The 24,977-nt window shown below is 60.1% G+C and carries 24 protein-coding genes; 13 read left to right on the top strand and 11 right to left on the bottom strand.

Going from position 1 to position 24,977, the window contains the following annotated elements:
* Nucleotides 1–58: 58 nt before the first annotated feature.
* Nucleotides 59–493, top strand: a complete 435-nt coding sequence (locus tag Q1A44_RS07845; RefSeq protein ID WP_299622392.1) for a peptidylprolyl isomerase — start codon at nucleotides 59–61, stop codon at nucleotides 491–493.
* A gap of 66 nt (nucleotides 494–559) precedes the next feature.
* Here Q1A44_RS07845 and Q1A44_RS07840 read toward each other — a convergent pair whose 3' ends face one another.
* The 5 genes from Q1A44_RS07840 to fabA all read right to left on the bottom strand — a co-directional run bounded on the left by Q1A44_RS07840 (nucleotide 560) and on the right by fabA (nucleotide 4,545).
* Nucleotides 560–934 carry a hypothetical protein gene (locus Q1A44_RS07840; protein ID WP_299622390.1) on the bottom strand — a complete coding sequence of 125 codons (375 nt, stop codon included), beginning with the start codon at nucleotides 932–934 and terminating at the stop codon, nucleotides 560–562.
* A gap of 47 nt (nucleotides 935–981) precedes the next feature.
* Nucleotides 982–1,773, bottom strand: coding sequence for an enoyl-ACP reductase (locus tag Q1A44_RS07835; RefSeq protein ID WP_299622388.1), 792 nt, complete (start codon nucleotides 1,771–1,773; stop codon nucleotides 982–984).
* A gap of 9 nt (nucleotides 1,774–1,782) precedes the next feature.
* The gene (fabB, locus tag Q1A44_RS07830) at nucleotides 1,783–3,012 is read right to left on the bottom strand and encodes a beta-ketoacyl-ACP synthase I (RefSeq protein ID WP_299622386.1); all 1,230 of its coding nucleotides are present in this window, start codon (nucleotides 3,010–3,012) and stop codon (nucleotides 1,783–1,785) included.
* A gap of 87 nt (nucleotides 3,013–3,099) precedes the next feature.
* Entirely contained in the window at nucleotides 3,100–3,921 is an 822-nt protein-coding gene (locus Q1A44_RS07825) for a hypothetical protein (RefSeq protein WP_299622384.1), read from the bottom strand.
* 114 nt (nucleotides 3,922–4,035) lie between these two features.
* Nucleotides 4,036–4,545: a bifunctional 3-hydroxydecanoyl-ACP dehydratase/trans-2-decenoyl-ACP isomerase gene (gene fabA, locus Q1A44_RS07820; protein ID WP_299622372.1), complete on the bottom strand. Its 510-nt coding sequence runs from the start codon at nucleotides 4,543–4,545 to the stop codon at nucleotides 4,036–4,038.
* Between the two features lie 138 nt (nucleotides 4,546–4,683).
* Here fabA and Q1A44_RS07815 point away from each other — a divergent pair, with 138 nt between their 5' ends.
* From Q1A44_RS07815 to Q1A44_RS07800, 4 genes are all read left to right on the top strand, one after another.
* On the top strand, nucleotides 4,684–5,469 hold the full coding sequence (locus tag Q1A44_RS07815) for a 2OG-Fe(II) oxygenase (protein WP_299622369.1): 786 nt from the start codon (nucleotides 4,684–4,686) through the stop codon (nucleotides 5,467–5,469).
* Nucleotides 5,470–5,541: 72 nt separating this feature from the next.
* On the top strand, nucleotides 5,542–5,961 hold the full coding sequence (irr, locus tag Q1A44_RS07810; protein ID WP_299622366.1) for a Fur family transcriptional regulator Irr: 420 nt from the start codon (nucleotides 5,542–5,544) through the stop codon (nucleotides 5,959–5,961).
* 9 nt (nucleotides 5,962–5,970) lie between these two features.
* Nucleotides 5,971–6,753: a phytanoyl-CoA dioxygenase family protein gene (locus Q1A44_RS07805; RefSeq protein WP_299622363.1), complete on the top strand. Its 783-nt coding sequence runs from the start codon at nucleotides 5,971–5,973 to the stop codon at nucleotides 6,751–6,753.
* Between the two features lie 177 nt (nucleotides 6,754–6,930).
* Complete coding sequence (locus Q1A44_RS07800; protein WP_299622361.1) at nucleotides 6,931–7,707, top strand: transglutaminase family protein; 777 nt, start codon at nucleotides 6,931–6,933, stop codon at nucleotides 7,705–7,707.
* A gap of 6 nt (nucleotides 7,708–7,713) precedes the next feature.
* Here Q1A44_RS07800 and Q1A44_RS07795 read toward each other — a convergent pair whose 3' ends face one another.
* From Q1A44_RS07795 to Q1A44_RS07775, 5 genes are read right to left on the bottom strand one after another with little or no spacing between them, the layout of a single operon-like run.
* On the bottom strand, nucleotides 7,714–9,219 hold the full coding sequence (locus Q1A44_RS07795; RefSeq protein WP_299622358.1) for an AMP-binding protein: 1,506 nt from the start codon (nucleotides 9,217–9,219) through the stop codon (nucleotides 7,714–7,716).
* Nucleotides 9,216–10,619 (bottom strand): aldehyde dehydrogenase family protein, encoded by a 1,404-nt coding sequence (locus Q1A44_RS07790; protein WP_299622354.1) that lies wholly within the window; start codon nucleotides 10,617–10,619, stop codon nucleotides 9,216–9,218. The genes Q1A44_RS07795 and Q1A44_RS07790 overlap by 4 nt, the downstream gene beginning before the upstream one ends.
* Before the next feature lie 54 nt (nucleotides 10,620–10,673).
* Entirely contained in the window at nucleotides 10,674–11,642 is a 969-nt protein-coding gene (locus Q1A44_RS07785) for a tripartite tricarboxylate transporter substrate binding protein (RefSeq protein WP_299622351.1), read from the bottom strand.
* A gap of 45 nt (nucleotides 11,643–11,687) precedes the next feature.
* Nucleotides 11,688–12,158: a tripartite tricarboxylate transporter TctB family protein gene (locus tag Q1A44_RS07780; protein ID WP_299622348.1), complete on the bottom strand. Its 471-nt coding sequence runs from the start codon at nucleotides 12,156–12,158 to the stop codon at nucleotides 11,688–11,690.
* The gene (locus Q1A44_RS07775; protein WP_299622346.1) at nucleotides 12,155–13,666 is read right to left on the bottom strand and encodes a tripartite tricarboxylate transporter permease; all 1,512 of its coding nucleotides are present in this window, start codon (nucleotides 13,664–13,666) and stop codon (nucleotides 12,155–12,157) included. Before Q1A44_RS07775 ends, Q1A44_RS07780 begins: the two co-directional genes overlap by 4 nt.
* A gap of 94 nt (nucleotides 13,667–13,760) precedes the next feature.
* On the opposite strand from Q1A44_RS07775, the gene Q1A44_RS07770 reads away from it, so the two are divergent.
* Nucleotides 13,761–14,792 (top strand): substrate-binding domain-containing protein, encoded by a 1,032-nt coding sequence (locus tag Q1A44_RS07770; protein ID WP_299622343.1) that lies wholly within the window; start codon nucleotides 13,761–13,763, stop codon nucleotides 14,790–14,792.
* Here Q1A44_RS07770 and Q1A44_RS07765 read toward each other — a convergent pair.
* Nucleotides 14,758–15,669 (bottom strand): LysR family transcriptional regulator, encoded by a 912-nt coding sequence (locus Q1A44_RS07765; protein WP_299622341.1) that lies wholly within the window; start codon nucleotides 15,667–15,669, stop codon nucleotides 14,758–14,760. The two genes, Q1A44_RS07770 and Q1A44_RS07765, sit on opposite strands and share 35 nt — an antisense overlap.
* Before the next feature lie 114 nt (nucleotides 15,670–15,783).
* Between Q1A44_RS07765 and Q1A44_RS07760 the strand changes: the two genes are divergently transcribed.
* The 7 genes from Q1A44_RS07760 to Q1A44_RS07730 all read left to right on the top strand — a co-directional run bounded on the left by Q1A44_RS07760 (nucleotide 15,784) and on the right by Q1A44_RS07730 (nucleotide 24,977).
* Nucleotides 15,784–17,130 (top strand): ABC transporter substrate-binding protein, encoded by a 1,347-nt coding sequence (locus Q1A44_RS07760; protein ID WP_299622339.1) that lies wholly within the window; start codon nucleotides 15,784–15,786, stop codon nucleotides 17,128–17,130.
* An 82-nt stretch (nucleotides 17,131–17,212) separates the two neighbouring features.
* Nucleotides 17,213–18,868, top strand: coding sequence for an alpha-glucosidase (locus tag Q1A44_RS07755; RefSeq protein ID WP_299622337.1), 1,656 nt, complete (start codon nucleotides 17,213–17,215; stop codon nucleotides 18,866–18,868).
* 282 nt (nucleotides 18,869–19,150) lie between these two features.
* Complete coding sequence (locus tag Q1A44_RS07750; protein WP_299622335.1) at nucleotides 19,151–20,884, top strand: ABC transporter substrate-binding protein; 1,734 nt, start codon at nucleotides 19,151–19,153, stop codon at nucleotides 20,882–20,884.
* A 93-nt stretch (nucleotides 20,885–20,977) separates the two neighbouring features.
* Nucleotides 20,978–22,042 (top strand): ABC transporter ATP-binding protein, encoded by a 1,065-nt coding sequence (locus Q1A44_RS07745; protein ID WP_299622333.1) that lies wholly within the window; start codon nucleotides 20,978–20,980, stop codon nucleotides 22,040–22,042.
* The gene (locus Q1A44_RS07740; protein WP_299622330.1) at nucleotides 22,042–23,115 is read left to right on the top strand and encodes an ABC transporter ATP-binding protein; all 1,074 of its coding nucleotides are present in this window, start codon (nucleotides 22,042–22,044) and stop codon (nucleotides 23,113–23,115) included. The genes Q1A44_RS07745 and Q1A44_RS07740 overlap by 1 nt, the downstream gene beginning before the upstream one ends.
* Nucleotides 23,112–23,975 carry a carbohydrate ABC transporter permease gene (locus Q1A44_RS07735; RefSeq protein ID WP_299622327.1) on the top strand — a complete coding sequence of 288 codons (864 nt, stop codon included), beginning with the start codon at nucleotides 23,112–23,114 and terminating at the stop codon, nucleotides 23,973–23,975. Before Q1A44_RS07740 ends, Q1A44_RS07735 begins: the two co-directional genes overlap by 4 nt.
* 204 nt (nucleotides 23,976–24,179) lie before the next feature.
* Nucleotides 24,180–24,977: a carbohydrate ABC transporter permease gene (locus tag Q1A44_RS07730; protein WP_299622324.1), complete on the top strand. Its 798-nt coding sequence runs from the start codon at nucleotides 24,180–24,182 to the stop codon at nucleotides 24,975–24,977.

Raw genomic sequence — 24,977 nt, 5'->3', positions numbered from 1 at the left:
TGTGCGGGCAGGGTGCCCCGGACCGCCGGTAAAGCGCGGAAAAAGGGAGAATGACAAGATGGGCGAGATCAAGGACGGGGATACCGTACGCATTCATTACACGGGCACTTTGATGGATGAGACCGTCTTTGACAGCTCTGAGGGCCGTGACCCGTTGGAGTTTGTGGTAGGGTCTGGCCAGATCATTCCGGGTCTGGACGTAGCCTTGCCAGGCATGGCGGCGGGCGAAAAGAAGGTGGTCAAGATCGCCTGCGCTGACGCCTATGGCCCGATCAACCCTGCGATGCGCCAGGGAGTGCCGCGCGATGCGATCCCGGCCGAGATCCCGCTTGAGGTCGGCTTGCAGTTACAGATGCAAACGCCGGAAGGGCATCCCATGCCCGTGACCGTTGTTGAGGTGGGCGAAGAGGAAGTCATGCTGGACGCCAATCATCCCCTGGCGGGCAAGGATCTGACCTTTGACTTTGAAGTAGTGTCTTTCGATCCTGCGTGACGCTGGTCGGACGCTCTTTGCCTTTGGCAAAGACGCCCCGCCCGCCGTCCCATGGGCCGTCGCACTTTAACCGCCCGGTGCAAAATCGCGCAGCTGCTGCGCAATAGAATCCGCCTGCGCCCTGGTGTCTGTCTGAGGTACGCTGCTCCCATTGCCGGGCAGTGCACCACCACGGCGCACCGGCACTGCATCATTGGGCATTCGGCGCACCAGCACGTCGCTGGGCCTTTGGATCATGGGTTGCGGGTGCTGTTCCGACTTCGGCATCTGCGCCAATGCCACCACATCGGCGACGGTTTCGGGATACAGGCGCAAGAGCATCAAAAGACCCATTCCAATCAGCGAAAACAGTAAACGGCCCAGCCATTTCGACCGCTTTGCGCGTGCCGCGCGGCGGTTCAAGATGCGCTCGGTGTGTTGCGCGCGGTCAAGTTGGCCCATATCCATGAGCCAAACCATCGCATATCAGTTTGGCGAAAATTTGGCGGTCAGAGAAATTCAGGCTGCGGCATGCCCAGCACGTGAAATCCGCCGTCCACGCGGATTATCTCGCCCGTAGTGCAGACGCCTGCATCGGAACACAGGTACACCGCCGTGCCGCCAACGGCCTCAAGCGTCGCGTTCGAGCGCAAAGGCGCGTTCAGATCAGTGTGCTTGTAGGTCTTGCGCGCCCCGCCGATGGCGGCCCCGGCCAGGGTCTTCATCGGGCCAGGGGAAATGGCGTTCACGCGGATGCCCTCGGGGCCAAGATCGTTGGCAAGGTAACGGGTCGCCGATTCCAGCGCCGCCTTTGCCACACCCATCACGTTGTAATTGGGTACAACCCGGTTGCTGCCTTGATAGGTCAGGGTCAGCAGTGTCCCACCATTTTCAATCATCAGGGGATGGGCGCGGCGCGCCACTTCGATAAAGGAATAGGCCGAAATATCCATCGAGTGTTTGAAGTTCGCCCGGCTCGTGTTCAGGAACCGGCCCGTCAGCTCGGATTTGTCCGAAAAGGCGATGGCATGGACCACAAAGTCGATGGTGGGCCAGCGCGCGCCCAGTCCTTCAAAGGCCGCATCCAGGGACGCGTCATCCGTCACGTCAACATCCACCATGAAATCAGAGCCAACGGAAGCAGCGAGCGGTTCCAGCCGTTTGCCAAAGGCCTCGCCCTGATAGGTAAAGGCCAGTTCTGCCCCCGCCTCGTGCAGCGCCTTTGCGATCCCCCACGCGATAGAGCGATCATTCGCAACACCCATGATCAGGCCGCGTTTTCCCTTGAGCAATTCCGACATGTTCAAATCTTACCCGTGAAATTTCGAAAGGATCATTGATCCGTTGGTGCCGCCAAACCCAAAGGAGTTTGTCATGACGGAATCGAGGCCCGCCTCTGCCTTCATCGCTGTCGCGATCTCTTCGAGCGCGAGGGCGGGGTCAAGCGTCGCCACATTGATGGACGGCGCGATAAAATCGTTGTCGAGCATCAGCAGGCTAAAGATCGCCTCAAGGGCGCCTGCCGCCCCTTGGGCGTGGCCGGTCATCGACTTGGTAGAGCTGACGGGCGGTGTGCTGCCCTGGCCAAAGACGCGGCGCACCGCCTCGATCTCGCCCACGTCGCCGACGGGGGTCGAGGTGCCGTGCGCGTTGATATAGCTGACGGCGCGGTCGTCCGGCAGGGTTTGCAGCGCAAGGCGCATTGCGCGCTCGCCGCCCTCGCCAGAGGGTGCGACCATGTCGTGGCCGTCCGATGTGGCCGCGTAGCCGGTGACTTCTGCGTAAATCTTGGCCCCGCGCGCGCGGGCATGTTCCAGCTCTTCCAGCACGACGATACCGCCGCCGCCCGAAATTACGAACCCGTCGCGATCGGCGTCAAATGCGCGGCTCGCCGTGGCGGGCGCATCGTTATATTTTGACGACATTGCGCCCATCGCGTCAAAGAGGCAGGACAGGGTCCAATCCAGTTCTTCGGCACCGCCCGCAAACATCACGTCCTGCTTGCCCAGCATGATCTGTTCGGCTGCGTTGCCGATGCAATGCAGCGAGGTCGAGCAAGCCGACGTGATGGAATAGTTGATGCCCTTGATCTTGAAGCCGGTGGCGAGGTTGGCCGAAATAGTAGAGGACATGCACTTTGGCACGGCAAAGGGGCCAATCCGCTTTGTTGCGCCGGTCTTGAGCACGGTCTGATGCGCGGTCAGCATGGCGGAGGTCGATGGCCCGCCCGATCCGGCCACAAGGCCCGTACGCGGGTTCACGATGTCGTCCTCTTCGAGGCCCGCATCGGCAATCGCCTGGCTCATGGCGATATGGGCATAGGCTGCACCCGGCCCCATGAACCGCAAGGCGCGCTTTTCCACATGCTCGGTCACGTCGAGTTTGAGCGTGCCCGCGATCTGGCTGCGAAAGCCGTGTTCGGCCATTTCTTCGCTGGCGACGATCCCGGATGTGCCTGCCTTGAGGCTGGCCAGAACTTCGTCGGCATTATTCCCGATGGATGAGACGATCCCCAACCCAGTGACAACGACCCTGCGCATGTGCGCGCTCCTTCAACTCAGTGTTGCCCCATGTAGGACAGGGGTGGTGTTGGGTGCAACCCGTTTAGCCTTGGTGCGGCCAGGGACTTATGGCGTAGTTTCTCGCTTCTTCTGCCGGTCACGCTGACGCAGCCGCTTGATGTAAGGGCCATCCACTAGGCTGTCTGCGTGCAAATCGTATGCTACGTTGATCAAAGATGCCCACGTGTCGTCCTTGAGTTTAAACCCATCTGGGAGGTCCACCGCCGATGAGCCAACGCTGTCTTGTGTACGTCGAAAAAGTGCGCGCACGATATCCGATCGTGATGACCGCGAACTGTCCAATGCAGCCTGTGTGACCTGGCTGCTAAACCTTATCTTAGCCCGATCTGCGTCAGCTGAAATCACATGAATGCACTCATGCAAATCCGGCCAGTATTTCATGTCGAATTGGCCTCGTATCTTATCAAGCGGTTCTTTGACCCATAAATTGAACGACCCGTTGCCACGTGCTGCGGCTTCGACAACGTCGATGATGTGATAATATGTATCCGTTCCAAAACTGCTTTTGTTCTGCAAGTCATCGCGTTCTGCCAATAGGTCACTAAGTTGGTGTGCAACTTCGCTGATCTCTGCGTTGACGGAGTACATTCGCTTCTCATCATGCCGCATCTTTTTTACCGCGGACTCACTCCATGCGCTGGCGCTGCAAAACAGAGCGTCCATAAAGCAATAGATGAGACGCGGGTCCTGCCTACATTGTTCAGAAATATCATAATATGCCTCAGTTAACTCCCGCCGCCGCGAAAGCAGACGTTTCGCTATGTTGGGCCAACTTTTGAACCCACCAGGCTTGAGGAACTCTTCTATTTGCGCTTCACACAGCGCGCTTGCAGTTTGGTCAGTCGACATATCTACCTCTTTGTTCATGTAACGTCAGATACGCTACTGAACAAATTTCAATCTGTCGGAACCCGAACTGATTTTTTTTTGGCGTTCACAGGTACGCTGGTATTTGGCACAGCACGCAGGGCGCGTGATTTCTTAGCTATCGCTCAACGCGACCTTCATGTCCTTGACCTCATAGATGACTTCACCATCCGCCTCGACGATGCCGTCGGCCACACCCATGGTCAGGCGACGGGTCTGGATCGCCTTGGTAAAGTCGATCTTGTAGGTCAGCATCTTGCGGTCTGGACGCACCATGCCCTTCAGCTTGACTTCGCCTACGCCCAGGGCATAGCCGCGCCCGGTCCAGCCGCGCCAACCGAGGTTAAAGCCGGTCAATTGCCACAGGCCGTCAAGGCCGAGGCACCCGGGCATGATCGGGTTGCCGGGAAAGTGGCAGTCAAAAAACCAAAGGTCGGGCGTTATGTCGAACTCGGCCACGATATGGCCCTTGCCATGAGCACCGGCATCGGCCGACACGTCAGTGATCCGGTCCATCATCAGCATGGGTGGTTCGGGCAACTGTGCGTTGCCGGGGCCAAACAGCTCGCCGCGCGCGCATTTCAACAGGTCATCTTTGTCAAAGCTGGTGGGAAAATCCGCCATCTGGGCCTCATTTTGTTGCGCAACTGTCCGGACGCGCCGGTTCGAAACCGTCTATCACCGCAGCGCGCGGGGGCGCAAGTGCAGGGGGCGCGGCAAAGAGACTTGCAGGCGCGGGATGAATTGGCGCAGGGTCCGCGCATGGAACATATTCTTGATCTGGACCGCTACCCGCTGGACCAACCCGGCAGCCCCGAATGGCAGGCCATGGTCACGGCGGCCAAGGCAGGGCTGGGACGTGACGGGCTGTTTAACCTGGTGGGCCTGATGCGGCCCGAGGCCGTGGAGGCAACGCTGGACCATGTGCGCCCGCGTATGGCGACGGAATCCTTCAACCACAGCCGGTGGCACAACATCTATTTCAAGGACGAAGTCGACGGCCTCGCTCCTGATGATCCGGCCCTGACCAAGGTCGAGACGGCTAATCACACGCTCTGTCATGACCAGATGCAGGGTACAGCCTTGGACCAGCTTTATAATTGGGCGCCGTTCATGGAGTTTCTGGCGGTCGTGATGGATCAGCCGCAGCTTTTTGTCATGGACGACCCGCTTTCTGGGCTCAACGTGCTGGAATACCGCGATGGCGAGGCGCTGAACTGGCATTTTGATCGCTCGATCTTTACGACCACGTTGCTGTTGCAAGCCCCGAAGGGCGGTGGCGTGTTTGAATATGCCCAGAACCTGCGCAGCGACGATGATCCAAACCACTCAGGGATTGCCGACCTGCTGCAAGGGCGGATGACACCCACGCAAATGCCGCAGGATGCGGGCACCTTGAACGTGTTTCTGGGCCGCAATACCGCACACCGTGTGTCGCGGATCAAAGGGGACAGATCGCGGATCGTGGCCGTACTGGCGCATTATGACCGGCCCGGCGCGCGGTTTTCGCCGTCCGAGCAGATGGGCTTTTTCGGTCGCACTGCGTGAGGTTGCGACTCATTTGCAATTGAATTGCGGCGGTTTGGCCCTTTATATGTTGTAAGGCAACGCGAGGACGCAATGATTGAAGATCAGCATCAAGTCGGAAGCACTTGGCTCACCGGTGCAGGGCTGCGCCCCACGCGCCAGCGCGTGACGCTTGCCGCGCTGCTGATCGGAGACGGCCAGCACCGCCACGTGACCGCCGAAAGCCTTTTTGAGGCTGCCAAGGATCAGGGCGAAGCCGTGTCGCTGGCGACTGTTTACAACACGCTGCGTGCCTTTTGCGATGCGGGCCTCATGCAGGAGGTGACGGTCGACGGCTCCAAAAGCTATTTCGACACCAACACCCACGACCACCCGCATTTCTTTTGGGAGGACGAGGCCAAGCTGACCGACGCGCCCTCTGACCAACTGGTGATCGCGCAACTGCCCGACGCGCCTGAAGGTGCCGAAATCGCCTCTGTCGATGTTGTGATTCGCTTGCGCCGCAAGGGCTGACACGCCTTCATGCACCCTATTTTAACCCCGGACGACATTGCCACCTATCAGGCGGACGGCGTGGTGTTGATCCGTGGCCTCTTTGCCGATTACGTTGAGGATTTGCGCGCGGGTGTGGCGCGCAACATGGCCGATCCCGGCCCTTATGCCTCGACCAATGACCGGGCGGGCGAAACGGGCCTCTTCTTTGACGACTATTGCAATTGGCAGCGTATCCCCGAATTCGCTCAGGTGTTGCGGGCGGCTCCCGCAGCGACGGTGGCGGCGGACCTTATGGGGTCAAAAACTGTGCAGCTTTTTCACGACCATGTGCTGGTCAAAGAGCCGGGCACCTCGATGGCCACGCCCTGGCATCAGGACAATCCATACTATTTCGTCGAAGGGCGGCAGACGATCAGCTTTTGGTCGCCCCTCGATCCGGTGCGCGCGGCAACGCTGCGCTGCGTGGCGGGTTCGCATTTGTGGCCCAAGGATGTGGTGCCGACCCGCTGGGTGTCCGAAGCAGCCTTCTTTGAAGGGGACTATATCCCGGTGCCGGATCCAGAGTCGGAAGGGATGCGGATCGTCGAATTCGAGATGGAGCCGGGCGACGCAGTGGCCTTTCACTTCCGCACGCTGCATGGCGCGCGCGGCAACACAAGCACAACGCGACGGCGAGCGTTCTCGGTGCGGATGGTGGGAGACGACGCGCGCTATGTCGCGCGCCCCGGCCCCACCTCGCCGCCCTTTCCGGGCCATGGCATGGCACCGGGTGACAGGCTGCGTACCGACTGGTTTCCGATCCTGCACTAAGCGCAGGGACTTATTCCTCAACGCTACATCGCGCCGCATTTTTCGGCAGTGCTCCGGTGCTGTGCGTCCGTGTCGCGGCCCGTGACCTGAAAATCTGCTTTCCGTGCCGCAACCTGTCGCATAGTGCTCCGCAATCCCGGCGGACGATGTGCCGGGCGTATGAGAATGGGGGCACACATGCGCATCAGAATTGACGTTGAAATGGCCTATCAGATTGCCAAGGCCGACCCCGTTCTCTTGGCGCTCGAGGTTGCGGTCGCCGAAGGTCAGACGATCCTGGACAGCGCACTGGACATCACTGATGCGAGTTTGCAGCGAGTAAGTGGGCAGGCGGAGGTGGGCCAATGGGTCTGGGCCATGGTGCCGGGCACGCGCCTTGATTTGCGCTATGGTGCGACGGTCGAGATCACGCGCCCTGCTGTCACTTTGGATGTGTTGGCGGCAAGCCCCGCGCACAGCCTGCCAAGCACGGTTCTGACCTATCTGCGCCCCTCGCGTTATTGCCAGTCCGACCTTTTCACCACCTTTGCGCAGCGGCAGTTCGGCCATCTGGAGGGCGGCGCGAAAACCACCGCCATCCTCGATTGGGTCCGCCAGGAAATCGAATACAGACCCGGCAGCTCGCACGGCGGCACAACCGCCATGGATACGTTTGTATCGCGTCAGGGGGTGTGTCGCGACTATACCCATCTGGTCTGTACTTTGGCCCGAGCTGCGGGCCTTCCGGCACGCTACGCTTCGGTCTATGGGGCCGATGTGGATCCGCAGGATTTTCATGCGGTGGCGCAGGTCTGGCTCAACGATGCGTGGCATCTGGTGGACGCCACAGGGATGAGCGTGGCCGAGGGCATGGCCGTCGTCGCCTGCGGGCGCGATGCAGGCGACGTGGCGTTCATGGAAACGTCCCATTGGGCGGACTTCATCCATCAAAGCGTGGTTGTCACACGCCTCTAAGGCCAATCATTCGGCGGCTTGCGGGGCCGGGATCAGGTCTGACAATTTCAGCCGCTGGATCTTGCCCGATGGCCCCTTGGGCAGCTCATCCAGAATATGGATGATATCGGGCGACTTGAACTTCCCCAAGCGGCTTTGGCACAGCGCCACCAGATCGGCTCCGGTCTGACCCGATCCATCGGTCAGGGCCACCGCCGCCTCGACAGTTTCGCCATAGCGCGGGCAGGACCGGGCAAAGGCGGCCGCCTCGACCACATCCGCGTTCGAGTACAGAACCTCGTCAATCTCGCGCGGCGCAATGTTCTCGCCGCCCTTGATGATCAACTCCTTGAGCCGCCCGGTGACAAAGACGTAGCCATCCGCATCCATGTGTCCTAGATCGCCGGTACGCAACCATTCGCCTGCGAATGTCTGGGCCGTCGCCTCAGGGTTGTTCAGATACTCGCGCATCACATTGGGGCCGCGAATGGCAATCTCGCCCTCTTGCATCCGCGGGGCCTCGGCCAAAGCCGCATCCAGAATCCGAACCTCATTGCCGAACGGCACGCCGGGCGAGCCCACTTTGCGGATGCCGGGGGGCAGGGGGTTTGACAGAATTTGGGCGGCGGTTTCGGTCAGCCCCATGGTCTCGACGATGGGCACGCCAAACCGGGCTTCGAAGGCCGATTGCGTCTCTACCGCAAGGGCCGAAGACGCCGAACGGCCAAAGCGCAGCCGGTCGCGCAAGGCAGGCGTCGGGCTGGCCGCGCCGTGCAACAGATGGCTGACGATGGTGGGCACAACCGAAAACCAGGTGACCTGCGCCTGATCCGCCTGATCCCAGAACTTGCTGGCGGAGAAGCGGGCCGTCATGGCAAGCGATCCCCCCGACACCAGCGCCCCCATCATCGTCACGCACAGCCCGTTGATGTGATAGATGGGCAAGACGCAAAACCCACGATCCTCGGGCGCAAGCGCATGAGCCACAGCGGTTGTCCATCCGCCCGCCAGCAGGCTGGAATGGCTGTGCACGACGCCTTTGGGCTTGCCAGTCGTGCCTGAGGTATACATGAGCAACGCATGATCATCCGGCGAAAGTGCAGGCAACGCCGCCGCGCCGCCACGCGCAGGATCAAGCCGTTGCATCCCGTCCGGTGCCACTTGAGCAAAGGTTTCGCGCTGACTGTCATGCACCAAGGCAAAGCGTGCACCGGAATGCTCCAGCGCATAGGCGATGGCATCAGGTCCGGCCGCAAGGTTGATCATCGTCGCCCGAAATCCGCCATACAGGGCCGCGTAAATGGCCAGAACGCCATCTTTTCCGTTGGGGTGTATGATGGCGACGCTCTCGCCCTTGACGATGCCCTGATCGTACATCGCCTGAGCCATGGCCGCCGCCGTATCGCGCAGCGCGGCCCATTTCAGTACCTCGCCCGTTTCAGGAAACACAATCGCCGTGCCACCATCCGCCGCACGGCCGTTCAGCCAATCGCGAATGGTGCCTTGGGGCGGATGGTCAGGCGTAAAGATCATTTGCCGTAGGCTGCCCAATAGTCGGCGAAAAACGCGCTTGGATCAGGTTCGTGCCCCGGAATTTCGCGCACGATTTTTGTGGTCTGCATGAAATGGCGCCAATGCACATTCGTGTCGATCGAATTACCCCCCCAGGAGCCACAGCCCATAGACAGCGAGAAAGGCATCCCGTTGGTAAAGGAGCCGCCAGTGGCAAAGGTATGAGCCTGATTTACAATGATCCGACTGGTCGGAATGGCGGTCGCCAAGGTCAAGGGGCGTTCGGGATCAGCGGTGTGAATGCCCACCGAATGACCCACCCCCTGATGCAATTGAATGGCGCGGGCAGTCTGGACAGCCGCGTCAAAATCAGAGGCCCGGTAGACAGTCAAAACCCGGCTCAGCTTCTCACCCGACAACGGATGATCGGGGCCAATGCCGGTACTTTCCACAGCCAGGTATTCGGTACCCTCGGGCACTTCGCCGCTCAGGCCCAACGCGTCGATCATCTGATCCGCGTCCCGCGCGATGGCATGGGGGTTAAGGTGGCCCTTGACCCACAGTTTGCAGGTAACTTTGCTTTCATCTTTGATCAGCGCGCCGCCGGTGCGGGCCATTTCCGCGACAAACGCATCATAAATCGCATCGACCACCACAACCGAGTTTTCGGACGAACAGGACGTCGCATTGTCAAAGGTTTTCGAGGCGCGGATTTTGTCCGCCGCCGCCGCCAGATCGGCAGTCTCGTCCACGATCACGGTTACATTCCCGGCCCCCACGGCCAGCGCAGGCGTGCCCGACGTATAGGCGCGGCGCACGTTGTTCTGGCTGCCCGTCACGACGATAAGGTCGGCAGTCTCTAGCAACCGCTGCGTCTTGTCCTTGGACCCACGCCCGGGGATCATCTGGACCAGATCGCGGTCGATCCCGGCCTTGTCGAACTCTGCATGGATATAGCCCAGCAGCGCCTCGCAGGTGGGCACGCCTTTGGGCGAAGGGGACACGACAATGGCATTGCCGCACTTCACCGCGTTGATGATGTTGTTGGCGGGCGTCGCCCCGGGATTGGTCGAGGGCACGACCGCCCCAATAACGCCGATGGGGCGGGCAATCTCGGTGATGCCGGTGGCCGGGTCATCGCGGATCACGCCAAAGGTCTTGGCCGTCGCGATGTCGCGCATCAGGCCCAGCGTCTTGCGATGGTTCTTGGTGATTTTGTCGGGCACGTTGCCCAGGCCCGTCGTCTCGACGGCCAGCTCGGCCAAATGGCGATTGCGGGCAGGTTCCATGATGGCCCAACCGGCGGCCTGTGCGGCGCGGTCATAAAGTGCTTGCGATCCATCCGCCTCAAACCGGGCCTGTGCAGCACGGGCGCGGGCAACGATGGCGTCCACTTCGGCTAGATCATCAGGGGCATTCATGGTGAAATCCTTCAGGGTGCGGCGGGGCGAGTGATGCGCCCCGCCGATATGGTTTCAGAGACCTGCAAGCAGTTCCTTGAGGGTTTCCTCGCGCGCCGCCCACATGTCCAGCACTTCGTCACGGGTCATGACGTGCATGGGCGAACCGCCTGCTTTCATCTTGCCTGCGACGCGGCTGTTTTCGAACATTGTTGGCACGGTTTCGGCCAGCTTGTCGATGATGCCTTGCGGCGTGCCCTTGGGCACCATGACACCCCGGAAGTTGACGGACGAGTTGTCCACATCCAGTCCCGCTTCCATCATGGTGGGCACATCCGGCAGAAACGCGTTCCGCTCAAGGTCGGCCACGGCGAGGATTTTGACGTTGCCCGCCTCACGGGCGCGGAACGCGTCGCTGAGGTTATTGATGCCTGCCATCACGTCACCCGCGATCACGGCCTTCATGGCTGCGGCCCCGCCCCCTTTGGTGGGAATATAGGCCATCTTCATGTCGCCCGCTTTTTCCATCTGGAGCGCTGCAATATGGTGACCAACAAAGAGGCCCGCACCAGAGGTGGTCAGCTTGCCGGGGTTCTCCTTGGCAAAGCTCACAACATCCTCAAGCGTGTTGAATGCGCTGTCGGCACCCACGACCAGAACGGCAGGATCAGCGCCCCAGTTGGCGATAGGTTCAAAGCTGTCGCGCGAGTATTGCACGCCGCCCTTGATGGACTGGGCGATGAAATGGGGAATGTTATAGGCCCCCAGCGTATAGCCATCGGCCTCGGCTTGCCCCGCCAGCCAGTTCCAACCGACGCGCCCGCCCGCACCGGGCTTGTTGATGATGGCGATGGGCATGCCCAGGGCATCCTCATTGCCCGCCGTCATGGTCACGATGCGCGCCTGAAAGTCGGTGGCCCCACCGGCCCCATAGCTGACCATCATCATGATGGGCCGCTCGGGGTAATTCGCGTGTCCGTCGGCCATGACCGCCCCGGTCATTCCGGCCAATGCGATGGCCGCTCCTGCAAGTAAAGATTTCATAGTCAGTTCCTCCCTAGGATGTGAATTTCCTGCCGCTCTTGCGGTTCAGAAAAAGACCTCTCGCGGTGTGTAGACGTTCAACAGTTTCGCAAAGAGACCGTACATAACGGCCATGAAACCAGCCGTGATGATGATGCGCTTGACCCATGACTTCAGCGCCATGTGGGGCGCCGGATCATACAGGCTCAGCAGAATGAAAAAGGCGATGGTCGTGGCGGTGTAAAATCCCACCCCCTTGGCTGCCCAGAAGATATAGATCAGTGCCACGACCAGCCCGGGCAGCAGATTGGCAAATTGCCGCCCGCTGATCCCGTTGCCGACCTTTGTCCAGCCAAGGCACGCCTTGGCAAAGGTCCACAACGCCAGAACGACAAAGACGGTCGCGATCAGGCGCGGAAACAGGAACGCCTCGGAGGGTTGCTGGGTATAGCTGATATAGGCCACTACGACGCCCACGGCGGCAACGATGCCAGACCCGACGATATGCTGAAGGCGGGGCAGGGACGGCGCGCTCATGCAATAATCTCCTCTTTTGAGGTGTAGCGGCGTGTGCGCAGCTCCATGTAGCCGGAATAGAGGATCGAGGCGACCACCACCCCGATCAGCAGGATGTTCAGACGACCGCCGAGGAAATAGGGGGCCATGCCGTCGGTGGCATTGGCGATCATCGATCCTTGGATAAAGTTCGCCTCCGCAATGGGCCCAAGGATCAGGCCAAGTACCAACGGGGCGGCGGAAAAGCCGAAGCGTTCCAGGAAATACATCATCACCCCAAGGCTTGCCATGACATAGACGTCGCCCATGGACGACTGCACCGAATAGCTGCCAAAGACGGCAAGACCCAACACGACCGCGGCCATCACCGATTGCGGCACTTGGGCCACACGTGCCGCCAGACCGGCAACATACAGCCCAAAGATGCACATCAGGATCTGCCCGATCAGCATGGAATTGATAAAGGTCCACGCCACATCAGGGTGGTTGTCAAACAGGTCCGAGCCGGGGAAAATCCCGTGGATCAACAGGCCCCCCAGCAGCACCGCCGCCGTAGGCGATCCAGGGATCGACAGTGTCAGCAAGGGCACCAGAGAGGGGCCAACCATGGCGTTGTTTGCGGACTCTGCGGCAATGACGCCTTCGGAATGGCCCGTGCCGAATTTTTCGCGATCGGGGCTGAACTTCTTAGATTGGTCATAGGCCACAAGACCCGCAATCTGCCCGCCGACACCGGGGATCAGCCCAATGATCGACCCGGTTGCAGTGCCGATGCCAAGGGCACGCTTGCTGCGCATCAATTCGCGAAAGGCACCCGAAATGGGATGCTTTTGCACCTTGATCACCTCGGCCCCGTCATTGTGACGCCCCTTGGCGAACATGGTGATGACCTGTGGGATGGCAAAGAGACCGATGAGAGCGGCAATTATGTTGATCCCGCCGCCTAAAGCCGGGTGAAATATAAACCGCTGCGCCCCCATGATGTCGTCAAAGCCGATGGTGGCCAGCCACAGCCCGATACAACCCGACAGCAGGCCCTTGACCACCGACTTGCTGTCCAGCGATCCGATGACAGTCACACCCAGAATTGCGAGCCAAAAGAGGTGACTTGGCCCAAACGCCAATGCCCATTGCGCCAGAACGGGGGTCAGGAAGATCAGCAGCAAAACGCCAAAGACGCCACCCACGGCCGAGGCCAGAAAACTGATCTGCAACGCCTTCGCGCCCTGACCCTTTTGCGCCATTGTATGGCCATCAAGGGTCGTCGCGATATTGGCAGGCGCACCGGGGATTTTCAGCAGGATGGCACTGACGGCCCCGCCTGCAACAGTCGAGGTATAGGCGGCCCCAAGCAGGATCAGACCCTGCGCCGCCTCAAGCTGAAAGGTGAAGGGGATAAGCAGAGCCACCGCCATCGTCGGTGAAAGGCCCGGGGTGGCCCCAAGGATCAACCCGCCAATGGTGCCCAGCAGCAAAAGGCCGAAATTGATCGGGGTGAACACGTCGCCCATATAGAACAGAAATTCCATCGCTGCCTCCCCGCAACGCTGCTTGACGAACTAGGCTATGGCATGAAAATAGTTTTGCAAATGTTTTCATAAATTAGCTCAAAAGCGCATCCAGATGACTGAAAAAGAACGAAAAAAAGCGGATATCCTGACGGTCGCCAAGGCGGCTAAGGTCTCTGCTTCCACCGTCTCGCGCTACTTCAACCACCCCGAATTGCTCAAGCTGTCGACGCGCAGGCGGATCGAACGGGCGGTGCGCAGCCAGGGCTATATTCGCAACCGCGCGGCCCAGACGATCCATGGGATCCGCTCTGGAACCATCGGGGTTTTGGTGCCCACGATCGAACATACGATCTTTGCCGAAGTGGTGCAGGCCTTCTCCGAAACCGTGGCCGACGAAGGGTTCACAATCCTGCTGGCCTCGCATGGTTATGATCAGCAGCGCGAATACGCCATCCTGCGCAAATTCCTTGAACACCGGGTGGACGGGGTCGCCCTAACAGGCCTGGATCATGACGCGGCGGTGTTTCAACTGCTCGACAGCCAGGCGGTGCCGACCGTGCTGATGTGGAACTATGCCAACGGGTCCCAATACCCCTCTATTGGGGCGAGCAATGAATTGGCGGGCCAGATGATCGCGGATCACGTCCTGTCACTGGGCCATCGCGATGTGGCCTGCATGTTCGCGCCAACCGAAGGCAACGACCGGGCCAAAGCGCGCAGCACCGCGATCCTCGACACGCTTGCGCAGGCGGGCGTTCAGGTGCCTGAGACTTGGACACGCACAACGATCTACAGCATCTCGGCGTCGAAACGAGACGCAAGCGAGCTTTTTGCCCAAGACCGCAAACCGACCGCCTTGATCTGTGGCAATGACATTCTGGCCACCGGTGCGATCTATGCGGCGATGACGGCGGGCTTGCGCGTGCCCGAGGACGTCTCAATCGTGGGCATTGGCGACTTCAAAGGGTCGGCAGACATAGAGCCATCTTTGACCACCGTGCGCCTGCCCGCACAGCGGATTGGACGCAAGGCAGGCCAGGGGTTGGCCGCCGCGATCAAGACGCCCGACACTCCGATCACGGGCGAGCATTGCGCGCCCGAACTGGTGGTCAGGGCATCCTCTCGCCCGCCACGACCTGCGTAATCCGATCAAGAAAGGCGATCTGCAATTCACTCGGCGTCTTTTCCGCCAGCGTGTAGGTCCCGATCTGGATCTTGTGCGTGGGGCGGTCGCTGACATTCAGCATCCCGATGCCCTGTGCCGCGAAATACTCCTGGGTCAACATCGGATAGATCAGATAGGCCTCACTGTCCTTGAGCATCCCGATCCCCGCAGTCATCGAGTTGGTAGACAGGTGCGCGGGCGCTTCTTTGGGCCAAAGCCCGGGCGTGCCCGTTGGTTCGGCAATCCCAAAGTGCCGGTTGACGAACGGGGCGACATCCATGCGCGGATAGGCGGACAAGTCCCGGCGCGTGATGACCTGCCCAATCAGCGGGTGATCCTGACGTGTGAAATAGGCATCCTCGACAGCCAAAAGCGGCGCGAACCGAAAACCCATGCCCCCGGTGATATTGTCCACCCTGGTGCCGATAAAGCAGGATACATCCCCCGACATCAGGTGGCGCAACCCGTCCAGACTGCTGCAAATGTCCACATGCAGGGCCGCGTCAGGCGCATCCGTCGCACAGTCGCGGATAGCGTCGCGCACAAAGAGATGCCACCAGGTGAAGCCGCAAGCGATCTTGAGGCTTGGTCGGTTGGCCTGTTTCATCGCCCTGATCTCGGCCTTGGCGTGGTCGTTCAGGCGCGCCATCACCCGCACGTGCTCGCACAACACCTTGCCAAATTCGGTCAGCACAACACCCCGCGAACTGCGAGTGAAAAGCGGCACGCCATGCTCCTCCTCCAGCTTGCGGATGTTCACTGAAATTGTCGGCTGCGACACGTTCAGGGCTGCTGCGGCGGCAGAGACATTGCCGGCCTCGGCAACGGCAAGGAATTGGGTCAGGCGACGGTCCATACTGTCATGGTATAGGTTAATCCTATAGTAGTCGCTACAATTCGTATTTCCTTGATGGAGCGCCTTCCCCTATCGACCAAAGCGACACGTTCCAAACAGGGGGAGGATACATCCATGAAAACCACCACAACCACCGCGCTTCTGTGCCTGACCGCACCAATCACCTGGGCCGACACAAACCTCATTCACACACCGGGTGAAGGCGCCTTCAACTGGGACAGCCTGAGTGCCTTCGCCGCCGCCCATGACTATTCCGGCCAGACTGTCACTCTGGCGGGTCCCTGGCTTGGCCCCGATGCTGCGGCGGGCAAGGCGGTCATGGCCTACTTCTCCCATGCCACAGGGGCCGAGGTGATCGTGTCCGGCTCTGACAGCTTTGAGCAGCAAATCCTGATCGACACCGAAGGCGGGTCTGCACCCAATATCGCGGTGTTCCCGCAACCTGGACTGATGTGCGATCTGGCGCGGCGCGGGCAGTTGGCCGATCTGGGCACGGACACCGCCAAATGGATTGCAAGCACCTATGCGGCGGGTGCCTCCTGGCAAGCGCTGGGCTCGTGCGACGGGGTCGATGGTTTTTATGGGCTGGCCTACAACGTGAACGTTAAATCGCTGGTCTGGTTCGTGCCCGAAAACTTCGAGGACGCAGGGTACGAGGTGCCCAAAACTATGGAAGCGCTCAAGGCGCTGACCCAGCAGATCGTGGCCGATGGCGGAACACCGTGGTGCATCGGGATCGGGTCCGGCGGGGCCACGGGCTGGCCCGCAACCGACTGGGTCGAGGATCTGATGCTGCGTACCCAACCCCCCGCAACCTATGACGCCTGGGTCGCCAACGACATGCGCTTTGATGATCCGCGCGTGGTGGCGGCGATTCAAGAATTCGGCTGGTTCGCGCGCAACGACGCCTTTGTTGTGGGCCAGGCCGACGCCATCGCGGCCACGGATTTCCGCGACAGTCCCAAAGGGCTCTTTGCCTCGCCGCCCGACTGTTTCCTGCACCGCCAGGCCTCGTTCATCCCCGCCTTTTTCCCCGAGGGGACAACACTGGGCGAGGACGCCGATTTCTTCTATTTTCCCAGCTACGAGGGCAAGGACCTTGGCCGACCCGTACTGGGGGCGGGCACGCTTGTGTCCATCACCCGCGACAGCCCCGCCACCCGCGGCCTGATCGAATTCCTGAAAACCCCCATCGCGCACGAGATTTGGATGTCGATCGAAACCCAAGGCTTCCTGACACCGCACACATCCGTCAATCTCGACACCTATCACAACACCAGCCTGCGCCGTCAGGGCGAGATTTTGCAAAACGCGACCACCTTCCGTTTTGATGCGTCCGACCTGATGCCGGGGGCGATTGGGGCCGGAGCGTTCTGGACAGGCATGGTCGATTTCTCGGGTGGTGCCCCGGCGGCAGAGGTGGCGCGCGATATCCAAGCGGCCTGGGACAATTTGAAATAGGATCCTCCCAAGATCCCAAACAGGGGCTTCCGGGGGCGAATGCTCTCGGGGGCCCAAAGAGCGACAAAAGACAGGAACAGACATGACCGCCGACACGCTCCCCTGGTGGAAAACCGCCACCGGTTACCAGATCTACCCCCGCAGCTTTTGTGACAGCAATGGCGACGGGATCGGGGATATTCCGGGGATCATCTCAAAGCTGGACCATCTGGCCGACCTCGGGATCGGCTTTGTCTGGTTGTCGCCGGTCTATGCCTCGCCCATGCGCGACAACGGGTACGACATTTCGGACTACCGCGACATCGCGGCAGAGTTCGGCACGCTGGCCGATTTCGACCAACTGGTGGCCGAGGCGGGCAAGCGGGACATTCGCATCGTGATGGATCTGGTGGTCAACCACTGCTCCTCCGATCACGCTTGGTTCCAACGGGCCTGCGAGACGCGGGATTGCCCCGAACACGACTATTTTTACTGGCGCGATCCCCAACCGTCGACCAACGGCCCACCTGACGATCAACGGGCTTGCTTTGGCGGCCCGGCCTGGGTCTGGGTCGAAAGCGTGGGGCGCTACTACTACGCTCACTTCGGGGCGCAACAGCCAGACCTGAACTGGCACAACCCGGCGCTGCGGCACGATATCTATGACATGATGAACTGGTGGCTCGACAAGGGGATCGGTGGTTTTCGGATGGATGTGATCGAACTGATCGGCAAGGACGTGGATGCACGGCACTATTATGAAGGGCCGGATATGCACCGGTTCATCCGGGAAATGCACCAAAAATGCCTCAAGGGGCGCGATGTGATGACGGTAGGCGAAACCTGGGCGGCCACGCCGGACACCGCGCTGGGCTATTGCGGGCGCGACCGCGCCGAACTCGACATGGTCTTTAACTTCAACCATATCCAGGCCGCCTGGGACCCGCATCAGGGGCGGTTCGGCCCTAACCTCTTTGACCTGGTCACGCACAAGATGATCCTGAACGACTGGCAGGTGGCGCTTGCCGAGGACGGATGGAACTCGCTCTACCTGTCAAACCATGATCTGCCCCGCCCTGTTTCGCATTACGCCGACGATGGCGATTACCGCGTGCGCTCAGCCAAGATGCTGGGATTGGTGACACATATGATGAAGGGCACGCCGTTCATCTATCAGGGCGAAGAGATCGGGATGACCAATGTGCGCTTTGACAGGTTTGAACAGTTTCGCGACATCGAAACGCTGGGCCAGTTCAAGGATCAGATCGCGGCAGGCAAGGACCCGCAGGCGTTTATAGATGGCGCCAATGCCAACGGGCGGGACAATGCGCGCACGCCAATGCAATGGGATGCGGGGCACGCGGCGGGCTTTACCCAAGGGACGCCGTGGATAGACGTAAACCCCAATCACAGGTCGATCAACCTGGACCAGGACCGGGCCGACCCGGACGGGGTGTTCGCATTCTACCGCAACATGATCGCGCTGCGTCGAAACGCGCCGGTGATCACCCATGGCGATTTCACCCTGCTTTATGACGAACACCCGGATGTCTTTGCCTATATCCGGCGCTGGCAGGGTCAGGAACTGCTGGTCGTGGCCAGCTTTGCCGCAACATCCGTCGAGGTCAAAGTGCCTGATGCAGTCGGGGCCGACGGGTGGACCTGCCTACTCTCTAACCTGCCAAGCATAAAGATCGGCGCAGATCGCAAATTGCGGCTGGCTCCTTTTGCTGCGGCGGCGTGGGGCAAGGGGATTTGATGTCCGCGCCCAATTCAGGCACAGCTTACGGCGCGTGTGTGAATGATGGGCGGGCATTTCGGTGTGCTCCGCATCGGCCAGAAATGGCCCGACCTCGCAACCAGCACCGGTTTAGGGAACGTTGCGTCAGCCATCACTTACAGCGCTTTGGATCATTCAAGTATCTGTAAATAAACATTAAAAAACTACTAATAAATTAGTTTGACAGCTTTGTGATCTTCGCTCTACGCTGATCGGCATGGGCAATAAACGGCCCATCCAAAAATCTAGGGAGGAGACAAGATGCGCAAGTATCTGCTTTCCGCGACCGCGGTCTTGGCCGTCGTTGCGGGGCATGGGACTGCTTTTGCCGATGAGGCCGCAGCCCAAAAATGGATTGATTCCGAATTCCAACCATCGACGCTGTCCAAAGCTGAGCAACTGGCCGAAATGCAGTGGTTCATCAGCGCGGCAGAGCCTTATGCAGGCATGGAAATCAACGTCCTGTCCGAAGGCATTCCGACGCATGGCTATGAGTCCGAAGTGCTGACCAAAGCCTTTGAGGAAATCACCGGTATCAAGGTCAATCACCAGATCCTGGGCGAGGGCGAAGTCGTGCAGGCTGTGCAAACACAGATGCAGACCAAGCGGAACCTCTATGATGGGTATGTCAATGATTCTGACCTGATTGGCACGCACTCACGCCTGCAACTGGCCTATAACCTGACTGACCAGATGGCGGGCGAATGGGCAAGCACCACCTCGCCCACGCTGGACCTTGAGGATTTCATGGGGATCCAGTTTACCACCGGTCCCGATGGGGACTTGTACCAGTTGCCCGACCAGCAATTTGCAAACCTCTACTGGTTCCGCAAGGACTGGTTCGACAACGAGGATTACAAGGCCGCGTTCCAAGCCAAATATGGCTACGAACTGGGCGTGCCGGTCAACTGGTCGGCCTATGAGGACATCGCCGAGTTCTTCTCGGAAGACGTCAAACAGATCGACGGTGTCGATATCTATGGCCACATGGATTACGGAAAACGTGCGCCTGACCTGGGCTGGCGGATGACAGATGCCTGGCTGTCCATGGCCGGTGCCGGTTCCGTGGGTGAGCCCAACGGCGTGCCCATCGACGAATGGGGCATCCGCATGGAAGCGGGGTCGTGCAACCCTGCGGGTGCAAGCGTGACACGTGGCGGTGCCGCGAACGGTCCGGCGGCGGTCTATGCGATCCGCAAATGGGACGAATGGCTGCGCGCCTACGCCCCTCCCGGTGCGGCGTCTTATGACTTCTACCAATCCTTGCCGGCATTGGCCCAAGGCAACGTGGCCCAGCAGATCTTCTGGTACACCGCCTTTACCGCCGACATGGTCAAGCCGCAGTCCGAGGGCAACAACACCGTGGATGCCGAAGGCAACCCACTGTGGCGGATGGCACCCAGCCCGCATGGTCCTTACTGGGAAACTGGCCAGAAGGTTGGCTATCAGGACGTTGGCTCCTGGACCTTCCTGAAATCCACCCCGTCGGATCGGGCACAGGCCGCGTGGCTCTATGCGCAGTTCGTGACGTCCAAGACGGTCGACGTGAAGAAAAGCCACGTGGGTCTGACGTTCATCCGCGATACGACGGTGAACCACGAAAGCTTTACCGAACGCGCCCCGAAACTGGGCGGTCTGGTCGAGTTCTACCGCTCGCCTGATCGTGTGGCCTGGTCGCCAACGGGCATCAACGTGCCGGACTATCCCAAGCTGGCCCAAATCTGGTGGCAGCAGATCGGTGACGTGAACTCGGGCGCTTTCACACCCCAAGAGGCGATGGATCGTCTGGCCGAAGAGATGGACATCACCATGGCCCGGATGCAGGCCGCGGATGAGGCAGCCAACGTCTATGGCGGCTGTGGTCCACGTCTGAACGAGCCGCGCGACGCCGACTGGTGGTTCGCCAATGGCGGCGCCAAGCCCAAGCTCGACAACGAGAAGCCGCAAGGCGAGACCGTGAACTACGACGCGCTTGTGGCACGTTGGAGCAAGTAAACTCCACGTTCGGTCCGCGCGGCTCAGGCTGCGCGGGCTGACACTGGCCGGGGGACCCAACACCTCCGGCCGCTTTTGCAACAGGTAGACCACATGACAATCGAGCTGAAACAGGCCAGCAAGGTGACCCGCGGGATCACCCATATCAAGCCGACGTCGCTGGTGCTGGAGACCGGCCATTTCAACGTTTTGCTGGGCCAGACCGGGTCGGGCAAAACATCGCTGATCAAGCTGATGGCGGGTCTCGATACCCTGGCGTCCGGTCAGATTTTCATGGACGGCACGGACGTGTCCAAACTGTCCACGCAGAAGCGCAACATTTCCCTCGTCCACCAGTTTTTTGTGAACTATCCGCAGATGACGGTGTTCGACAATATTGCCTCCCCCTTGCGGGTTGCAGGCATGGCCAAGTCCGAGATCGCGGGCCGGGTCGAGGAAGCCGCCAACATCCTCCAACTTGGTCCGATGCTGAAGCGCCGCCCGCAGGAATTGTCGGGTGGGCAGCAGCAACGCTGCGCCCTGGCGCGCGCCATCGCCAAGGAAAGCCGCGCGGTGTTTCTGGACGAGCCTTTGGCGAACCTCGATTACAAATTGCGCGAAGAGTTGCGCGAGCAACTGCCCGAACTATTTGCCGGGCGCGGGTCGGTGGTTGTCTATGCCACGTCCGAGCCGGAAGAGGCGCTTTTGCTGGGTGGCAAGACGGCCCTGATGGACGATGGCGTTGTCACCCAGTTTGGCCCCACGGCAGAAATTTATCGCAACCCCGAGAACCTGACCGCCGCGCGTGTGTTCAGCGACCCGCCGATCAACGCAGCACGGATCACCAAAGCGGGCGGTCAAGCACGCATGGATACAGGTGCCACCTGGACGCTGGCGGGCAAGGCGGCGGACCTGGCGGACGGGACATACACCCTTGCCATTCGGCCGCACCATGTCACGCCTGTCCCCGCGGGGACAGATTATGTTAAATTATCCGGTAACGTTTTGGTAACGGAATTGTCCGGGTCTGAGTCCAGCGCACACTTCCAATTGGGGGATGACGGCTGGGTGTCGCTGGCCCATGGCGTGCATCCTTATGAGGTGGGTGAGGCGCATGATTTCTATATGGATGCGTCCCACGCATTCTACTTCTCGGATGATGGGAGGCTCGTCGCCTAGTGGCTAAAATCACCCTCTCCAACCTGCGTCACTCCTATTTGCCGAAGCCCGGCAAACCCGCGGACTACGCGCTCAAGAAGATTGACCTCGATTGGCAGGATGGCGGCGCCTATGCGCTGCTGGGCCCGTCGGGCTGTGGCAAGTCCACGTTGCTCAACATCATTTCGGGTCTGCTGACGCCGTCCGAGGGGCGTATCCTGTTTGACGACCGCGACGTGACGGGCCTGCCCCCCGATCAACGCAACATCGCGCAGGTGTTTCAGTTTCCGGTGATCTACGACACCATGACTGTCTACGACAATCTGGCCTTTCCCCTGCGCAATCGCGGCGTGGCAGAGGCGCATGTCGATACGCGGGTCCGCGAGATTGCCGAGATGCTCGAAGTGACCGAGATGCTGAAGACCCGCGCCTCGCATCTGTCACCTGACAACAAGCAGAAGATTTCCATGGGCCGGGGCCTTGTCCGCGACGACGTGAATGTCGTGATGTTTGACGAACCTCTGACCGTGATTGATCCGCATTTGAAGTGGAAGCTGCGGAGCAAGTTGAAAGAGCTGCACCAGCAGGTCCGCGCGACGATGATCTATGTGACCCATGATCAGACAGAGGCGCTGACCTTTGCCGATCAGGTCGTCGTGATGCAGGACGGTGAAATTGTGCAGATCGGCACGCCGGTTGAGCTGTTCGAGCGGCCGCAGCACACCTTTGTGGGCCACTTCATCGGCTCGCCCGGCATGAACGTTTTGGATGCGTCCGAAGACGGCGGCACAGTTCGGTTCGAAGGGCAACCTATTGCGATTGAAGGTAAAGTCACAGGGCAGGGGGGGGCTACGCAGATCGGTATCCGCCCTGAATTTGTGTCGCTGGGTGATGCGGGTTTGGAAGCGCGTGTGCGCAAGGTGTCGGATGTGGGACGCCACAGTGTGGTTGAGGCGATGGTGGGCGATACCTCTGTCAAAGCGATCATTGAAGGGGCCGCGCCGGAACAGGGCGCGACCGTGCATCTGGCCTTTCGCGCGGATCAAACGCGGCTTTATCGCGATGGCTGGCTAGCAACGGAGATTGCGTCATGAAAACCGAAAACCAGAAGGCGTGGTTCTTTGTTCTGCCGGTGCTGCTGCTGGTTGCGTTCAACGCGCTGATTCCGATCATGACGGTGGTCAATTACTCGGTGCAGGAAACCTTTGGGAACAACCTGTTTTTCTGGGAGGGGCTGAGCTGGTTCGAGCAAATCCTGCGCTCGGATCGCTTTCACGACGCGTTGGGGCGGCAGTTTCTGTTCACCTTTCTGATCCTGATCATCGAGGTGCCTTTGGGCATTATCATCGCCCTGTCGATGCCCCGCAAGGGCATTTGGGTGCCTGTTTGTCTGGTGACCATGGCCCTGCCCATGCTGATACCGTGGAACGTGGTGGGGGCGATGTGGAACATCTTTACCCTGCCGGATATCGGTCTTTTGGGGTATTTCGTGAACGAGGTTCTGGGCATTGAATATAACATGACCCGTAGCCCGCTGGCGGCCTGGATCACCATTGTGACGATGGATGTCTGGCACTGGACCTCGCTGGTTGTGTTGCTGAGCTATGCGGGCCTCGTGTCGATCCCGGATGCCTATTACCAGGCGGCCAAGATTGACGGGGCGTCCCCCTGGAAGGTGTTCCGCTATATCCAGTTGCCCAAGATGAAGACGGTTCTGACCATCGCGATTTTGCTGCGCTTCATGGACAGCTTCAACATCTATACGGAGCCGTTTGTTTTGACCGGTGGGGGCCCGGGCAACTCGACGACCTTGCTGTCGATTGATCTGGTGAAGATCGCGCTTGGCCAGTTTGATCTGGGTCCGGCGGCGGCGATGTCGCTGATCTATTTCGCGATCACGCTGCTGGTGTCGTGGCTGTTCTATACCTTGATGACTAAGGATGACGCGCAATGATGGGGTCGTTTGTACATCGCGGGACGGCTGATGTCGTGCATGACCGGCGCGCATGCGCCAAGCCCGACCTCCCCCCCAGGAGGGCTTTCTGCAACGACCGTCGTGCTTGGGACATCTGCCGTTCTTGGCTCGAAGGGTGGAACAAGCTTGATCGCCTCCCGAGGTCGGGCTTGGCGCAGGCGGGCTTTGGCGGAGATTTTGGCCATGCGTAAACGCTCTTTGATCCCCATCGTCTACATCCTGTTTCTGATGCTGCCGATCTACTGGCTTGTCGCCATGAGTTTCCGCACCACGAACGAGATTCTGTCGGGTTTCAGCCTCTTTCCCCAGACCTTCACGCTGGAGAATTACCGGGTCATTTTCACCGATCCGAGCTGGTATTGGGGCTATTTCAACTCGATCATCTATGTGTCGCTGAACACCGTCATCTCGATCTGTGTCGCGCTGCCTGCGGCCTATGCGTTCTCGCGTTATCGGTTCCTTGGGGACAAGACGCTGTTTTTCTGGCTGCTGACGAACCGGATGGCGCCGGCGGCTGTGTTTGCCTTGCCGTTCTTTCAACTCTATTCCTCTGTCGGCCTGTTTGACACGCATCTGGCCGTGGCGCTGGCCCATTGCCTCTTTAACATCCCGCTGGCGGTGTGGATTCTGGAGGGGTTCATGAGCGGCGTGCCGAAAGAGCTGGACGAGACGGCCTATGTCGATGGTTATTCCTTCCCGCGCTTTTTCGTCACCATTTTCCTGCCGACGATCAAGGCGGGCGTGGGGGTCGCGGCGTTCTTCTGCTTCATGTTCTCTTGGGTCGAGCTGCTGCTGGCCAAGACTCTGACGGCGGTGCAGGCCAAACCCATTGCGGCGGAGATGACCAAGACGGCCTCGTCGGCGGGCTATGAGCTGGGCCTGCTGGCTGCCGCAGGGACCCTGACCATCATCCCGGGCGCCATCGTGATCTATTTTGTGCGGAACTATATCGCCAAGGGCTTTGCAATGGGGAGGGTGTGA

Origin of the sequence: uncultured Tateyamaria sp. (assembly GCF_947503705.1) — a bacterium.
Lineage (GTDB): Bacteria > Pseudomonadota > Alphaproteobacteria > Rhodobacterales > Rhodobacteraceae > Tateyamaria.
The sequence above is the reverse complement of the archived record's forward strand: the minus strand, read 5'-3'. Positions and strand labels throughout refer to the sequence as shown.

Excerpts from the sequence above, each read along its gene's own strand:
- Q1A44_RS07805 (WP_299622363.1), top strand. The coding sequence starts at position 5,971 with ATGCACCCTATTTTAACCCCGGACGACATTGCCACCTATCAGGCGGAC.
- Q1A44_RS07790 (WP_299622354.1), bottom strand. The coding sequence starts at position 10,619 with ATGAATGCCCCTGATGATCTAGCCGAAGTGGACGCCATCGTTGCCCGC.
- Q1A44_RS07765 (WP_299622341.1), bottom strand. The coding sequence starts at position 15,669 with ATGGACCGTCGCCTGACCCAATTCCTTGCCGTTGCCGAGGCCGGCAAT.
- Q1A44_RS07730 (WP_299622324.1), top strand. The coding sequence starts at position 24,180 with ATGCGTAAACGCTCTTTGATCCCCATCGTCTACATCCTGTTTCTGATG.
- Q1A44_RS07755 (WP_299622337.1), top strand. The coding sequence starts at position 17,213 with ATGACCGCCGACACGCTCCCCTGGTGGAAAACCGCCACCGGTTACCAG.
- Q1A44_RS07825 (WP_299622384.1), bottom strand. The coding sequence starts at position 3,921 with ATGAACAAAGAGGTAGATATGTCGACTGACCAAACTGCAAGCGCGCTG.
- Q1A44_RS07785 (WP_299622351.1), bottom strand. The coding sequence starts at position 11,642 with ATGAAATCTTTACTTGCAGGAGCGGCCATCGCATTGGCCGGAATGACC.
- Q1A44_RS07835 (WP_299622388.1), bottom strand. The coding sequence starts at position 1,773 with ATGTCGGAATTGCTCAAGGGAAAACGCGGCCTGATCATGGGTGTTGCG.
- Q1A44_RS07815 (WP_299622369.1), top strand. The coding sequence starts at position 4,684 with ATGGAACATATTCTTGATCTGGACCGCTACCCGCTGGACCAACCCGGC.
- Q1A44_RS07800 (WP_299622361.1), top strand. The coding sequence starts at position 6,931 with ATGCGCATCAGAATTGACGTTGAAATGGCCTATCAGATTGCCAAGGCC.
- Q1A44_RS07745 (WP_299622333.1), top strand. The coding sequence starts at position 20,978 with ATGACAATCGAGCTGAAACAGGCCAGCAAGGTGACCCGCGGGATCACC.
- irr (WP_299622366.1), top strand. The coding sequence starts at position 5,542 with ATGATTGAAGATCAGCATCAAGTCGGAAGCACTTGGCTCACCGGTGCA.
- Q1A44_RS07760 (WP_299622339.1), top strand. The coding sequence starts at position 15,784 with ATGAAAACCACCACAACCACCGCGCTTCTGTGCCTGACCGCACCAATC.
- fabA (WP_299622372.1), bottom strand. The coding sequence starts at position 4,545 with ATGGCGGATTTTCCCACCAGCTTTGACAAAGATGACCTGTTGAAATGC.
- Q1A44_RS07775 (WP_299622346.1), bottom strand. The coding sequence starts at position 13,666 with ATGGAATTTCTGTTCTATATGGGCGACGTGTTCACCCCGATCAATTTC.
- Q1A44_RS07780 (WP_299622348.1), bottom strand. The coding sequence starts at position 12,158 with ATGAGCGCGCCGTCCCTGCCCCGCCTTCAGCATATCGTCGGGTCTGGC.
- Q1A44_RS07735 (WP_299622327.1), top strand. The coding sequence starts at position 23,112 with ATGAAAACCGAAAACCAGAAGGCGTGGTTCTTTGTTCTGCCGGTGCTG.
- Q1A44_RS07795 (WP_299622358.1), bottom strand. The coding sequence starts at position 9,219 with ATGATCTTTACGCCTGACCATCCGCCCCAAGGCACCATTCGCGATTGG.
- Q1A44_RS07750 (WP_299622335.1), top strand. The coding sequence starts at position 19,151 with ATGCGCAAGTATCTGCTTTCCGCGACCGCGGTCTTGGCCGTCGTTGCG.
- Q1A44_RS07770 (WP_299622343.1), top strand. The coding sequence starts at position 13,761 with ATGACTGAAAAAGAACGAAAAAAAGCGGATATCCTGACGGTCGCCAAG.
- fabB (WP_299622386.1), bottom strand. The coding sequence starts at position 3,012 with ATGCGCAGGGTCGTTGTCACTGGGTTGGGGATCGTCTCATCCATCGGG.
- Q1A44_RS07845 (WP_299622392.1), top strand. The coding sequence starts at position 59 with ATGGGCGAGATCAAGGACGGGGATACCGTACGCATTCATTACACGGGC.
- Q1A44_RS07840 (WP_299622390.1), bottom strand. The coding sequence starts at position 934 with ATGGGCCAACTTGACCGCGCGCAACACACCGAGCGCATCTTGAACCGC.